Below are 14815 nucleotides of genomic sequence, written 5' to 3'. Positions count from 1 at the left end.
GGATGTTGACCGGCTTGCCGGATGCCGGCGAGCGCAGGTTGTTCGCAGAGAGCATGAGCACGCGGGCCTCGGCCTGAGCCTGGCTGGACAGCGGCACGTGGACAGACATCTGGTCGCCGTCGAAGTCGGCGTTGAAGGGCGAGCAGACCAGCGGGTGCAGGTGGATAGCCTTGCCCTCGACCAGCACCGGCTCAAAGGCCTGGATGGACAGACGGTGCAGGGTCGGTGCACGGTTGAGCAGCACGACGCGGCCGTCGATGACCTCTTCGAGGATATCCCACACAAAGGTGGCACCGCGGTCGATAGCGCGCTTGGCGCCCTTGATGTTCTCGACCTTGCCAAGCTCAACCAGGCGCTTCATGACGAAGGGCTTGAAGAGCTCCAGCGCCATGGTCTTGGGCAGACCGCACTGGTGCAGTAGCAGCTTGGGGTCGGTAACGATGACCGAACGGCCGGAGTAGTCGACACGCTTGCCCAGCAGGTTCTGGCGGAAGCGACCCTGCTTGCCCTTGAGGGCCTCGGCGAGCGACTTGAGCGGGCGACCGCCACGGCCAGAGACCGGGCGACCACGACGGCCGTTGTCGAACAGGGCGTCCACGGACTCCTGGAGCATGCGCTTCTCGTTGTTCACGATGATCGCGGGGGCATCCAGGTCGAGCAGGCGCTTGAGTCGGTTGTTACGGTTAATCACGCGGCGATACAGGTCGTTGAGGTCGGACGCGGCGAAGCGGCCGCCGTCGAGCTGAACCATCGGGCGCAGATCGGGCGGAATGACCGGGATAACGTCCAGGATCATGTTCGCGGGGTCGTTGCCGCCCTTCAGGAAGGCGTCAACGACCTCAAGGCGCTTGACGGCCTTCTCGCGCTTCTGCTTCTGGGAATCCTCGTCGGCGATGATGGCCTTGAGCTTCTCGGCCTCGGAGGGGAGGTCGATGGCAGCGAGCAAGTCGCGGACAGCCTCGGCACCCATGCCACCCTTGAAGTACATGGAGTAGTAACGGGTCATCTCGCGGAACAGCGGCTCATCGGAAATGAGGTCGCGCTCGCTGAGCTTCATGAAGGCGTTGAAGGCGTCCGTGCGGAGCTGCTTCTCGTCCTTGCACTCTTCCTCGATGTCGACGATGCCAGAGGCGATCTCCTCGGGGGTCAGCGGCTCCTCGTCGGAGAACTCGTCAAAGTTCTCGGGGTTGCCCTGCTCCTTGAGGGACTCGATCTGGCGGGCGCACTCGGCATCGATCTCTTCCAGATCGGCGGCGAGCTCCTCGCGCAGGTCGTCGGCGTCGGCCTCGCGGGCCTCATAGTCGACCTCGGTGATGATGTAGCTGGCAAAGTACAGAACCTTCTCGAGGTCCTTGGACTTGATGTCGAGCATACGGCTCATCGGGAAGCTCGTGGGGCTCTTGAAGTACCAGATGTGGGACACGGGAGCGGCGAGCTCGATGTGGCCCATGCGGTCGCGACGCACCTTGGCCGAGGTGACCTCGACGCCGCAGCGCTCGCAGACGATGCCCTTAAAGCGGATGCCCTTGTACTTGCCGCAGGAGCACTCCCAGTCCTTGGCGGGACCGAAGATCTTCTCGCAGAACAGGCCGTCCTTCTCGGGCTTGAGGGTACGGTAATTGATGGTCTCCGGCTTCTTGACCTCACCGTGCGACCAGGAACGGATCTGGTCGGCGGAGGCAAGGGAGATCTTTACCGAGTCAAAATCAGTAGCTTCGAAATCTGCCACAGTCAACTACTCCTTATCAGTGGTCGTGGCGGCGACAGCCTCGGGCGCCTCGGCGGTCTCGGCATCCTCGGCCTCGACGTCGGCGTCAACGCCGGCGAGCGCAGCCAGGTCGTCGAGAGCGGAGGTCTCCTCGGCGGTCACAGGGGCGGAGGCGTCCTCGTCGGCATCGTGCATGGGCTCGATGTCCAGTGCGAGGGAGCGAATCTCCTTGACGAGAACCTTGAAGGACTCGGGGATACCCGGGACCGGGACGTTCTCGCCCTTGACGATGGACTCGTAGGTCTTGACGCGGCCCACGGTATCGTCGGACTTGACGGTCAGGATCTCCTGCAGGACGTTGGAAGCACCGTAAGCGTACAGTGCCCAAACTTCCATCTCGCCGAAGCGCTGGCCGCCGAACTGAGCCTTGCCGCCCAGAGGCTGCTGGGTAACCAGGCTGTAAGGGCCGGTCGAACGAGCGTGGATCTTGTCGTCGACCATGTGGCCGAGCTTGAGGATGTAGGACGTACCCACGGTAATGGGCTCGCGGAACTCCTCGCCGGTGCGGCCGTCGAACAGACGGGTCTTGCCGCGCTCGTCAAGCTGGGTGACGAACTCGGGGCGCATGTGATCGCCAAAGGCAGCGGTGGCCTTGTTGAGCATGTTCTTGTTAGCACGACGGATGACCTCGGCGATCTCGTCCTCCTTGGCGCCGTCGAAGACGGGCGTCGCGGTGAAGAACGGACCGGGGACGTACTTGTCGGAGTCGGCCTGCTCGGTATCCCAACCGCACGCAGCAGCCCAGCCAAGGTGGCACTCGAGCAGCTGGCCGACGTTCATACGCGAAGGAACGCCCAGCGGGTTGAGGATAACGTCGATCGGGGTACCGTCAGCCATGTAGGGCATGTCCTCGACCGGCAGAACGTTACAGATAACACCCTTGTTGCCGTGGCGGCCGGCGATCTTATCGCCCTGCTGGATCTTACGACGCTGGGCGACGTAGACGCGCACCTGCTCGTTGACGCCGGGGGCCAGATCGTCGCCGTTTTCGCGGCTAAAGCGGACGACGTCGATGACGCGGCCGTAAGCGCCGTGAGGCATCTTAAGGGAGGTGTCGCGAACGTCGTGGGCCTTGGCACCGAAGATGGCGCGCAGCAGGCGCTCCTCGGCGGTCAGAGCGCTCTCGCCCTTAGGCGTGACCTTGCCGACCAGGATGTCGCCAGGGCCGACCTCGGCGCCGATGCGGATGATGCCGTCCTCGTCGAGGTTGGCAAGCATATCCTCAGAGAGGTTCGGGATCTCGCGGGTGATCTCCTCGGGGCCGAGCTTGGTGTCGCGGGCGTCGATCTCGTGACGGGTGATGTTGATGGTCGTCAGCAGGTCCTCGGCCACCAGGCGCTCGGACACGACGATACCGTCCTCGTAGTTGAAGCCTTCCCACGGCATGTAGGCCACGGTGAGGTTCTGGCCCAGTGCGAGCTCGCCGTGATCGGTCGAAGGACCGTCGGCCAGAGGCTCGCCCTGCTCAACGGTGTCACCGACGCGCACGAGCGGACGGTGGTTGATGCAGGTGGACTGGTTGGAGCGCTGGTACTTGGCCAGATGATACTCATCCATGCCACCGGCATGCTTGACGATGATCTTGGCGGCGTCGGCAAAGATGACCTCGCCGGCGTTCTTGGCCAGGGTGACCTCGCCGGAGTCCAGAGCGGCGCGACGCTCCATGCCGGTACCGACATAGGGAGCGGCGGGGTGAACCAGCGGCACGGCCTGACGCTGCATGTTAGCGCCCATCAGCGTACGCTTGGCGTCGTCGTGCTCCAGGAACGGAATCAGCGTGGCTGCGACGGAGAGCATCTGACGCGGGGAGACGTCCATGTAGTCGACGTCCTCGACGGGCACGTCGGCGGGAGCGCCGAAGGAGCCGTCGAAGTCGCGGGTACGGGCGATCACGGTGTGCGGACGGACGATCTTGCCCTCGGCATCGGTCGTGATGAACTCGTTGGTCTTGGGATCGAGCGGCGTGTTGGCCGGCGCGATGACGTGCTTCTCTTCCTCGTCAGCGGTCATCCAGTCGATCTGGTCGGTGGCAACGCCGTTCTCGACGCGGCGGAACGGAGCCTCGATGAAGCCGTACTCGTTGACGCGGGCGTAGAGGGCGAGCGAGCCGATCAGGCCGATGTTGGGGCCTTCGGGGGTCTCGATCGGGCACATGCGGCTGTAGTGCGAGTTGTGAACGTCGCGGACGGCCGTCGGCACGTTGGTGCGGCGGCTGGAGCCGGACTTGTGGCCGGCAAGACCGCCAGGGCCGAGTGCGGACAGACGGCGCTTGTGGGTCAGACCGGTCAGGGGGTTCGCCTGGTCCATGAACTGCGAGAGCTGCGAGGAACCGAAGAACTCCTTGATGGAGGCCACGATCGGGCGGATGTTGATGAGCGACTGCGGGGTGATCTCGTCGATGTCCTGGGAGCTCATGCGCTCACGGACGACGCGCTCCATACGGCTCATGCCGATACGGAACTGGTTGGCGACGAGCTCGCCGACGGTGCGGATGCGGCGGTTGCCAAAGTGGTCGATGTCGTCGACCTTGAAGCCCTGCTCGCCGGCAGCGAGGGACAGCAGGTAGCGCAGCGTCGCGACGATATCCTCGTCGGTGAGCACCGTGACCTCTTCCTCGGTGGTGAGGTTGAGCTTCTTGTTGACCTTGTAACGGCCGACGCGGGCCAGATCGTAGCGCTGCGGGTTAAAGAGCAGGCCCTCGAGCAGGCTGCGGGAAGCGTCCACGGTGGGAGGCTCGCCCGGGCGCAGGCGACGGTAGATCTCGATAAGGGCATCCTCGCGGGTGAGAGCGGTATCGCGCTCCAGGGTGCGCTTAATCACATCGGAGTTGCCGAGCAGCTCGATGATGTCGTCGTTGGTGACGGCGATGCCAAGGGCGCGCAGGAACATCGTGGCGCTCTGCTTACGCTTACGGTCGATGGAGACCATGAGCTGGTCGCGCTTGTCGACCTCAAACTCAAGCCAGGCACCGCGGGACGGGATGATCTGGGCCTTGTAGATCTGCTTGCCCGAATCCATCTCGGAGCTGTAGTACACACCCGGGGAACGGACGAGCTGCGAGACGACGATACGCTCGGTACCGTTGATGATGAAGGTGCCCTGATCGGTCATCATGGGGAAGTCGCCCATAAAGACGAGCTGCTCCTTGATCTCGCCGGTCTCCTTGTTGGTGAGACGGACGTCGGTCAGGAGCGGGGCCTGATAGGTCATGTCCTTCTCGCGGCACTCCTCGACGGTGTGCGCAGGGTCGCCGAACTGATGCTCGCCGAAGGTAACCTCGAGAACATGGTTCTGGCTCTGGATGGGGCTGGATTCCTTGAACGCCTCACGAAGGCCCTCGTCCTTAAAACGCTCAAAGGATTCCCTTTGAACAGAGATAAGGTTGGGGAGCTCCATGGCCTCCGGGATTTTCCCGAAGCTGACGCGCTTGCGCTCAGTGGCAGTGTATGCGTAGGTCACCAGGTTTTTCCTCCTTCACGGAAATGCTCGGTGGGTTGGCGAGGCATAGCTTCGCCAGTTATCGCAACCTAATAGTTTATCAGGTACCGACCGTTGGGCAAGAAAAGCCTTGACGCGATTGAGTTTTTGGAGTAGCAAAGTTTTTCGACAGAAAACACGCAGGTAGATGTATATGTATCGAACATCTGTTCATATATTTTCTGTGAACAGAGAGCCGGCAATCGCAGCTCTTATAAAAAACGGGCGCGAACCGAGGTCCGCGCCCGTAAATGTCGATGCCCGAAGGCTTACTTGCGCATCAATCCGCCGCGCTCGTCGATGGCGTCCCAGAAGGCGCTGGCAAAGCGAGGATCGCTTGCGGCCATGAGGGCGTTGGTGGCCATCCAGCCAGACGGGGTACCGGTGTCGTAGCCCGACAGCGGGTCGATAACGACAGCGTACATAGCCTCGCGATCGAGCGAGCGGGCCATGGCGTCGGTGAGCTGAATCTCGCCGCCCTTGCCGGCCTGCTGATCAGCGAGCAGGTCCATGACCAGCGGGCTCAGCAGATAACGGCCGACAATGTACAGGTTGGACGGAGCCGCCTCGGGAGCGGGCTTCTCGACCAGACCGCCGATACGCCAGACAGCGCCCGGCTCTACATCGGCAACGTCCTCGGCGCCCTCGAGCGAACCGACGCGCTCACCGGCGATAACGCCGTAGCGGCTGACTTCCTCGGGCGAGCAAGCAGCGACGGCGATAACCGAAGCGCCACCGTGCTCCTTGGAAACGGCGAGCATCTTGTCGCAGATGTCGCGGTTAGGCACAACGTAGTCGCCCAGAAGAACCAGGAAGTTCTCCCCTGCCACGGCGTCGGCAGCAGAGCGGATAGCATGGCCGAGGCCCTTGGGCTCGTACTGATAGCGGAAGTCGACCGGCATACCGCCAGCGTGGGCGACGGCATCGGCATAGGCGTTCTTGCCGCGCTCGCGCAGCAGGTTCTCGAGCGAGCGATCGGGCTGGAAGTAGTTCAGCAGCTCGGGCTTGCCGGGAGAAGTAACGATGATGGCGTCGTCGACTTCCTCGGGGTCGAGCGCCTCCTCGACGACGTACTGAATGACGGGCTTGTCGAGCACCGGCAGCATCTCTTTGGGCGTGCACTTGGTGCCAGGCAGAAAACGCGTGCCAAGACCGGCGGCGGGGATGATTGCCTTCATGTTATTCAAAGATCCTTTCGCAGGCGCAAAAGCGCCCCATGCGTGCGGCACACAGCCGCAGACCAAATTGCGATACTTAAGCATCTTACCGCTGGAACTATATGTCGCTACAAGGCAGAGACAATTCTTCAGCAGGTCAACGCAAATTATTGCTCGAATGGTGCAATTTTATTGCCCAACGGCAGGACACCCGATACGACGCAAATCACAGAACATGGCAGTTTAAGCAACCGATCTCGAGGGACCGAAAAACAAAAAAGACGGGGCTCGCAATGCGAACCCCGTCTGCAAAGAAATCTGGCGAGAAAGCCTGATTACTTGAGGGTGACAGCAGCGCCAGCAGCCTCGAGCTTCTCCTTGGCAGCCTCGGCGTCCTCCTTCTTGGCACCCTCGAGAACAGCCTTGGGAGCGCCCTCGACGACCTCCTTGGCCTCCTTCAGGCCAAGGTTGGTGAGCTCACGGACGGCCTTGATGACCTGGATCTTGTTGTCGCCGAAGCCCTCGAGCACGACGTCAAACTCGGTCTTCTCCTCGGCCTCAGCAGCGCCAGCAGCGGGAGCGGCGACAACAGCGGCAGGAGCAGCGGCGGAAACGCCGAAGGTGTCCTCGATAGCCTTAACGAGCTCGGAAGCCTCGAGAAGGGTCATTTCCTTAAGAGCATCGATGATCTCATCGGTGGTAAGCTTAGCCATTTCTAAGTCCTTTCGGTTTCCGTGCGAATGCACGGAGATCAGTTAAAACACGGCGCGAATGCGCCAGGGGTGCGGCGTTGCCGCCGCGGGTGAAAACAGCGACTAGGCTGCCTTCTGCTCGGAGACCTGCTGAATCGAACGAGCGAGACCAGAGGAAACGCCGTTGACGCAGACAGCGATGTCGCGAGCGAAACCGGAGATGAGACCGGCGATCTGGCCGAGAAGCTGATCCTTGGTGGGCAGCTCGGCGATAGCCTTAACATCATCAGCGGAAACGGCCTTGCCGTCGGAGATACCGCCCTTGATCTCAAGGACGCCCTTGGACTTAGCGGAGAAGTCCTTAAGGGCCTTAGCGGCCTCGACCGGCTCGGACTCGTAGAACACATAAGCGACGGGGCCGGCGAGAATCTCGTCGAGCTCGGGCTGCTCCTGGTTCTTGAGAGCGATCTTGACCAGGTTGTTCTTGTAGACCTTCATCTCGGCACCGCACTCGCGAAGCTGATGACGCAGCTCCTGAGCCTGCTTAACCGTCAGACCGTTGTAGTTGACGACGAACAGACCGGCGTTCTCGGCGATACGGGACTCGATCTCTGCAACCTTGTCGATTTTGTACTGCTGGGGCATGAATTACACCTCCTCGAATTCTTTCCGGGCACGGTCCGCCACAAGGACGTGACGGGGGCATGTCCAAAAAGAAAGCCCCCGCGCTGCATGAGCGACGGGGGCGAGAAGACATATCTACTCGACCACCTCGGCTGGCGGGAAGTCCCATTAAGCTCGCGGGTAAGACCCGTTTGCGCCGGCTGTCTCTGGCAGCGGATTCGTGCGTGAACCGAAAGTATTATGGCGGGGACCCCGGCGTCGGTCAACGGGCGCGAGGATTCGTACACAAACCCTGCATACGCTCCGACCGGGAGGGGCAGGGCGAGTTTTCCGCTCGATCAAGTCCTGGGCTCGCACGAAGGCCACATTAAGTGGCCTTCGGCTCGTGCGGAATCTACGGAAAACTCGCCCTGCCCCTCCCGGCCGGAGCTACGTTGCCTTTGCTGCGAATCCTCGTGTCCGTTGGCCGGCGCGCCCCACGCATAACCCTTATGTCGGTGGGCTGATGTGTTGCGTCCCGTTGGGCTATAAGGTTGAAATGAAGGTGGACAGGCGATTTAGGCCTTCGTCCAGGTTTTCGTCGGAGACGCAGTAGCTGAGGCGGATGTGGCCTTCGGTGCCGAAACAGTCGCCCGGGACTAGGGCTACGTTGGCCTCTTTGATGGCTTTGATGCAGAAGCCCTCGCTGGTTAGGCCGAACTTTTTGATGCTCGGGAAAGTGTAGAAGGCTCCTGCGGGCTCTACTACGTCGAGGCCCATGGCGTCTAAAGCTGCGAGCACGCGTTCGCGACGGGCTCGGTAGACTTTGAGCATGGGGGTTGGGTCGACGGTCAGGGCTCGGGCCGCGGCGTCCATCTCGAAGGAGACGGCGCTCGATACTAGGTATTGGTGAGCTTTTGCGATCTCGGCGATGACGGGTGCCGCTGCTGCGAGCCAGCCCAGGCGCCAGCCGGTCATGGCCCAGGGCTTGGAGAAGCTCTCGATGACGACCGTCTGATCGCGAAGCTCCGGGTGATGCTGGGCAAAGCGCTCGTAGCCATCCACATAAACCAGGCGGTTGTATACGTCGTCGCAGACCACGTAGATGCCCGTCTGCTCCGCCACGTGCGCCACGGCGTCAAGCGAAGCCGCGTTGAGGATACAGCCCGTAGGATTGTTGGGCGAGCAGATGACGATGGCCTTGGTCGCCGGCGTCACGCAAGCACGAAGCGCATCCTCGTCAATCTGAAATTGCGCAGGCTCCGTATCCAAAAAGACTGCTTTGGCGTGGTTGGCCACGACGATGCTCTCGTACAGGCCAAAGGCCGGCGTGGGGATAATGACCTCGTCGCCGGGGTTGAGCATAGCCATGAATGTTGCCGACAGTGCCTCGGTCGCACCGTCGGTCAGGATGACCTCATCGGCGGAAAACGCCAGGCCCGCGTCATCCATATATTTGGACAGTGCATCACGCAGGGCGGGGCGACCGTTGTTGGGCGGATAGTGCGTGTCACCGCGGTCCAGTGCGGCGGTCACCTCGGCGCTAATCACATCGGGCGTGGGAAAATCGGGCTCGCCAAGCGCAAGCGCGATGCACCCCGGGTGCTGGGCGGCGAGCGCGTTAATCCGGCGGATGCCGGAGGGCTTGAGCGTGGCAAGCGAGGTATTCATGGGCAGACGCATGGCGTTCCTTTCGTAAGGGTTGCACTAGGATAGCGCGGCGGGGCGCCGCCAGACGGTGTAACCTAAACGGAAACGAGCCGGAAAGGAGATGGCATGGAGACGACCGCGCGTGGCGACGTACCAAAGACACTGCAAACCATTGCGTATATCAGTATTCCCAATAGCGCCGATCTTGATTTTTTGCTCTGGGACCTGCAGGATGCCATCGCCGCCTATGCCCGGTTTTCCGGCACCGTACTCCCCCACCCGGTTGACTTGAAGGCGGATAATGCCGACGGCGTTGCCGATGGCATCGTGCTGGCCATTGAAGATATGGCTGACGATGAGACGTTGACTGCTATCGAGCAGGCGCTTGAGCGCTTTGGCAGTACGGGAACGCGTGTCTATGCCGTGATCCAAGCCGCACAAGAGAGCACTGAGCAGGCGCGTGGGGCCGCCGTTCGCCTGCACAAGGCATGTGAGCGCCATGACCAATTGTGGTGTGGCGGCGTTGCCATTTGCGCTGGCAGCGGCATTGCGGCGCTTCGCCATTCCCCACGCATGGGCCTCTTGCGCCGACCATTTTCGGAAGCGATGGATAAGCTTGTGGGCGCTGTGCGCATGGGCTGCTCCGTCGAGCATGCACAGCGACTTGGCGGCGGCAATGCCGGTAGCGTCGATGCCGACGGCATGGTGCGCGCCAGGCCCGCGCTGCCCACACCGATCTGGCATGCCATCATGAAACGCCTCGGCACCCATGCTCAATCAAGGATCTAGACTACCGTGCGATCCAGTCAACGGCTTCGCGCCAACGCTCAACAAGACGTTCCAGACGCCAAGCCGCGTTAGCGGGACTAGTTGACGGCAATACGACAGCGGGCAGGCCTGTCCGCTCCTTTAGATAGCGCTTATAGAGGCGCCCCGCCGTACCTCCGTTACACACCACCAGCTCAATAGGCGCATTGCCCGTAATGCGCTCAATATGTGCCGGAACGACGTTTTTGATGCTGGCGTCGCTCGAGCCCTTAATGTCGCAGCTCTCGATCACATCCCACAGGGCCACGCCGCCGTTCAGCAGCATGGCCCGCTTGGCGGCAATGGAGGCATCGAGCGTCGCGGGCTCACCGTTTGCCAAAGGATCGCCCTCGTTGGACGGCACGGATACACCGAGGCACGCGGCCATCACACGCCAAAAGCGGTTCTGCGGATTGCCATAGTAGAAGGCATTGGCACGCGAGAGCACCGAGGGAAACGACCCCAGCACCAAAACGCGCGAGCGCTGGTCGAACACAGGCTCAAACCCATGCTCAATATGTTGATAGTCCTCGTCAGACACGGCCATGGGCTAGGCTCTCAACAGATAGCGCACCTCGTAGGGTGCAAGTTCAAGGGTGCCCGTCAGCTCGACCGTGGGAGCATCGTCGGCAAGCAAGTCGACGAAGGAGCCGTTGAGTTCGCCGGCGCCAAAGGTGTAAGGCTCGCCCACGGCGTTCACCGCCACGAGCACCGTCGCGTCGTCGCAGGCGCGCTCGAACAGCAGCTGCTTGTTCTGGATCACCACGTTGCGATAGGTACCGTAGTTGAGAGCACGGGCCGCCGCGTCGTCGGCCGAACGAAGGTGTGCGAGCTGCGTGATGAACGCCGTCAGCTCGTTGGGCGCAGGCTCATCGAGCGCAGGTCGCAGAGCCCAGTCACCATCGGGGTCGCCCTTTTCGCCAGGAATCCCCCACTCGCTGCCATAGTAGACGCACGGAATGCCCGGCATACCAAAGAGCATGCCGTAGGCGGGACGCAGGCAGGATTTGTCGGTGAGGATACTTGCCAGGCGCGGCACATCGTGGTTGTCGACAAACGAAAGCAGATGTTTGCCGCGGTAGATGCACCAAGGGTCGCCGCCAAACTGACGGTGCAACGAATGGGCGATCTCGAACATGTTGACCGAGTTAAAGCTGGAATACAGGCCCTTGTAGCACTCGTAATTAGTGCACGAGTCGAGCATCTCGTCGTTGACGATTTGGTTGTAGTCGCCGTGGAGCGTCTCGCCGATCAGCACAAAGTCGGGCTTGAGCTCACGGGTAAAGACGTGCAGGCGGCGCATAAAGTCGCGGTCGAGCATATAGGCAACGTCCAGGCGCAGGCCGTCGACGCCAAAGACCTCGGCCCAGCGGCGCACGGACTCGAGCAGGTAATCGACCACAGCGGGATTTTGCAGGTTGAGCTTCACAAGCTCAAAATGGCCTTCCCAGCCCTCGTACCAAAAGCCATCGCCATAGCAGGAATCGCCGTCAAAGCTAATGTGGAACCAGTCCTTGTACGGCGAGTCCCACTTGCGCTCCTGCACATCGCGGAAGGCCCAAAAACCGCGGCCGACGTGGTTGAAGACGGCATCGAGCACCACGCGGATGCCATGGGCATGCAGCGTGTCGCATACGGCGGCAAAGTCGGCGTCCCCACCCAGGCGACGGTCGATATGGCGCAGGCTGCGTGTATCGTAGCCGTGGCTATCAGATTCGAGCGGTGGGTTGATGAGCACAGCGCCAACGCCGAGTTCCTGCATGTAGTCGGCCCATTGGGCGACCTTCATGATAGGAGCATCGGGGTTGGGCGCGGCGTTGGCAACCTGGGCGAGCTCATCCTCGGCAACGGGCGCGGCGTTTTCGCGCGGAGCCCCGCAAAAGCCCAGCGGATAGATCTGATAGAACGTCGTCTCGTATGCCCACATAGCAACCTCCCGGTAAGCTCAACACAACGACATCCATTGTATGCCCAGCTTGTATCCCCTCCCCCAAAATAAGTTGCGGTGGAATAGTTCCTGCTTGGGCCTTCAAAGGCCTTAAACAGGAACTATTCCACCGCAACTGATGAGGGGACGTGGCTAGGCGACGGGCTTGGCGCGGCGGATGGCTGGGAACATCACCGTGATGGCGAGGATAACGCCCACGACGGCAATCGCCCCGCCCACAAAGCCGATCCAGGCGATACCGGGACCCGAAACCACGGCTCCGCCGATCGCGGTACCCGTGCCGATACCGAGGTTGAACAGGCCCGAGAAGATCGACATGGCGACGGCCGACGAATCTGCCGGCGTGTGCTTGATGAGCTCGGCCTGAAACGCCACGTTAAAGGCCGTGGCGCAGCAACCCCACAGTGCGCACACAGCGAGAACCGCAGCGAGTGACGATGCGGCCGGACCCATGAGCAGCAGAGCCACCGGCACGCCGGAGAGCGTGATAGCCAAGAACGGGAAGCGATGCCCATCGAACAGGCGGCCAAACAGCCAGCTTCCGAGCAAACCAGAGCAGCCAAACGCCGTCAACGTCATGGTAATGGCGCCCGCATCGACGTGCGCGACCTGCGCCAGGAAGGGCTCGATATAGCTGTAGCTTGCGTAATAGCCGGTCGCCATGAAGACCGTGACTGCGTAGAGCGCGATGAGGAACGGGTTCTTGAGCAGCTCGGGCAGCTGCTTGAGCGTAAAACGCTCGCCCGCTGGCATGGCAGGGAACACCGTGGCCTGGTAGACGACCGCGACAGCAGACAGCGCTCCGACCACGGCAAACGTCATGCGCCAGCCCACGGCCAAGCCAATGGCGCGACCGAGCGGCAGGCCAAAGATCTGTGCGATGGAAGAGCCCGTGGCGATCATGCTGATAGCGAGCGCCCCGTGGCGTGTGTCAACCAGGCGCGACGCCATGATCGAGGCGACCGACCAGAACACGGCGTGCGCGCAGGCAACCACCAGGCGCGCGCAGACTAAGATGGGATAGGTCGGTGCCAAGGCGGACAGGAACTGGCCCAGCGAGAACACGGCGAGCACGCCCAGCAGCATCCGCTTGAACTCGAAACGCGAAGCGAACACCATGAGCGGCAACGACAGCAGCATGACGCCCCAGGCATAGACCGAGATCATGATGCCCGCCTGGGCCTCGGTGAGCGAGAACGACGCGGCGATATCAGTCAAAAGGCCGATGGGCATAAACTCCGACGTGTTGAACACGAACGCACAGCAGGTGAGCCCGACGAGCGGGAGCCACTGCCTGAGCGTGATGCCGTCTTGCCTTGCCTGACTCATATATAACGTCTCCAATCATTTTGAGCGGAGGCGATTATATAGCAACGGCCCCGCATCCGTCAGCAACAGATGCGGGGCCGAAAACAATTCGATACACAGAGGTTGCGCCGTCAATTCATAACTAAGCCAACCCCAGCAACATGCCCGCCGAATGCACGACAAACGCCACGATCCAGGCGACCGTCACTTGAAACGCGAACACGGCAACGGCGTAGCGCGCGCCCAGCTCGCTCTTGACGGCGCCGATGGCTGCCACACAGGGCGGGTACAGCAGCGTAAAGACCAGGAACACATAGGCAGTGAACGGCGAAAACATGGTCGACAGTGCCGCGGGCGAGGTCGCGCCCAAAAGCACCGTGAGCGTCGAGATGACGCTCTCCTTGGCGATGAGTCCCGTGACGAGCGCCGTCGAGGCGCGCCAGTCGCCAAAACCGAGCGGGGTCAACACCGGCGCGATGATGCTACCCAGACCGGCAAGCAGACTCTGCGACTGATCGGCGACCACATTAAAGCGGATGTCGAACGTCTGAAGGAACCAGATGACCACGGTAGCGGCAAAGATAATGGTAAAGGCCTTGGTAATAAAGTCTTTGGCCTTATCCCATGCCAGCATCACCGTCGTCTTGACGCTCGGCAGGCGGTAATTGGGCAGCTCCATGATAAACGGCACCGGGTCGCCCTTAAATGCCGTGCGGTTGAGTACCAAAGCCGCGATACAGCCAACCGCAATGCCGATCAGATAGAGCGAGACCATGGCGGGAACCGTCGCCTGTGGGAAAAACGCCCCGCACAGCAGACCATAGACCGGCAACTTGGCCGAGCAGCTCATGAACGGCGTGAGCATGACCGTCATCTTGCGGTCGTGCTCGGATGGGAGCGTACGGGTCGACATGATAGCCGGCACGGTGCAGCCAAACCCGACGAGCATGGGTACAAAGCTGCGGCCCGACAGGCCAAAACGACGCAGCACCTTATCCATGACAAAGGCGACGCGCGCCATGTAGCCCGAGTCTTCCAGAATGGAGAGGAACAAGAAGAGCACGACGATAATCGGCAGGAAGGTCAGCACACTGCCCACGCCCGTAAGCACGCCGTCGACAGCCAGCGAGCGCACCACGTCGTTGGTGCCGAACGCCTTGAGGCCCGCATCGGCCGAGGCGATGATAGCAGCGATACCGTCCTCCATGAGTCCCTGCAACGCCGCGCCGATCACGCCAAACGTCAGCCAAAAGACGAGGCCCATGATCACCAGGAACGCCGGAATGGCCGTGTAGCGACCCGTCAGGATGCGGTCGATCTTGACGGAGCGCACGTGCTCGCGGCTTTCGTGCGGTTTGACGACGCAGCGCCCGCACACGTCGCCGATAAAGCTAAAGCGCATATC

General features: G+C 61.7%; 10 protein-coding genes and 1 pseudogene. 1 reads left to right on the top strand and 10 read right to left on the bottom strand.

The features are described 5' to 3' along the window. The 6 genes and pseudogenes from AB5758_RS08735 to AB5758_RS08710 form a co-directional block, all read right to left on the bottom strand. A pseudogene (locus tag AB5758_RS08735) lies at positions 1–1729 on the bottom strand (DNA-directed RNA polymerase subunit beta'); the annotation flags it as partial. A gap of 6 nt (positions 1730–1735) precedes the next feature. After that, entirely contained in the window at positions 1736–5227 is a 3492-nt protein-coding gene (rpoB, locus tag AB5758_RS08730) for a DNA-directed RNA polymerase subunit beta (RefSeq protein WP_199408987.1), read from the bottom strand. Positions 5228–5514: 287 nt separating this feature from the next. After that, a complete protein-coding gene (locus tag AB5758_RS08725; RefSeq protein WP_368152482.1) occupies positions 5515–6423 on the bottom strand; it encodes a UTP--glucose-1-phosphate uridylyltransferase in 909 nt (302 codons plus the stop codon). Positions 6424–6737: 314 nt separating this feature from the next. Then, positions 6738–7115: a 50S ribosomal protein L7/L12 gene (gene rplL / locus AB5758_RS08720; RefSeq protein WP_006235005.1), complete on the bottom strand. Its 378-nt coding sequence runs from the start codon at positions 7113–7115 to the stop codon at positions 6738–6740. A 102-nt stretch (positions 7116–7217) separates the two neighbouring features. Further along, entirely contained in the window at positions 7218–7739 is a 522-nt protein-coding gene (gene rplJ, locus AB5758_RS08715; protein WP_006235004.1) for a 50S ribosomal protein L10, read from the bottom strand. Between the two features lie 504 nt (positions 7740–8243). Continuing rightward, positions 8244–9380, bottom strand: coding sequence for a pyridoxal phosphate-dependent aminotransferase (locus AB5758_RS08710; RefSeq protein ID WP_138113107.1), 1137 nt, complete (start codon positions 9378–9380; stop codon positions 8244–8246). A 93-nt stretch (positions 9381–9473) separates the two neighbouring features. On the opposite strand from AB5758_RS08710, the gene AB5758_RS08705 reads away from it, so the two are divergent. Next, complete coding sequence (locus AB5758_RS08705; protein ID WP_271730160.1) at positions 9474–10136, top strand: hypothetical protein; 663 nt, start codon at positions 9474–9476, stop codon at positions 10134–10136. 1 nt (position 10137) lies between these two features. On the opposite strand, the gene AB5758_RS08700 is transcribed toward AB5758_RS08705, so the two are convergent. From AB5758_RS08700 to feoB, 4 genes are all read right to left on the bottom strand, one after another. Next, on the bottom strand, positions 10138–10701 hold the full coding sequence (locus tag AB5758_RS08700; protein ID WP_195363872.1) for a uracil-DNA glycosylase family protein: 564 nt from the start codon (positions 10699–10701) through the stop codon (positions 10138–10140). A gap of 3 nt (positions 10702–10704) precedes the next feature. Further along, positions 10705–12081: an alpha-amylase family glycosyl hydrolase gene (locus AB5758_RS08695; protein ID WP_271730161.1), complete on the bottom strand. Its 1377-nt coding sequence runs from the start codon at positions 12079–12081 to the stop codon at positions 10705–10707. Between the two features lie 153 nt (positions 12082–12234). After that, positions 12235–13431, bottom strand: a complete 1197-nt coding sequence (locus AB5758_RS08690) for an MFS transporter (RefSeq protein WP_195232353.1) — start codon at positions 13429–13431, stop codon at positions 12235–12237. Positions 13432–13552: 121 nt separating this feature from the next. Next, positions 13553–14815 (bottom strand): ferrous iron transport protein B (feoB, locus tag AB5758_RS08685; RefSeq protein ID WP_368155499.1); only part of this gene is annotated, 1263 nt, incomplete at its 5' end.

Source organism: Collinsella aerofaciens, from assembly GCF_040926405.1.
In the GTDB taxonomy this organism is placed as follows: Bacteria; Actinomycetota; Coriobacteriia; order Coriobacteriales; family Coriobacteriaceae; genus Collinsella.
This window is presented reverse-complemented; position numbering and strand designations above follow the sequence as displayed.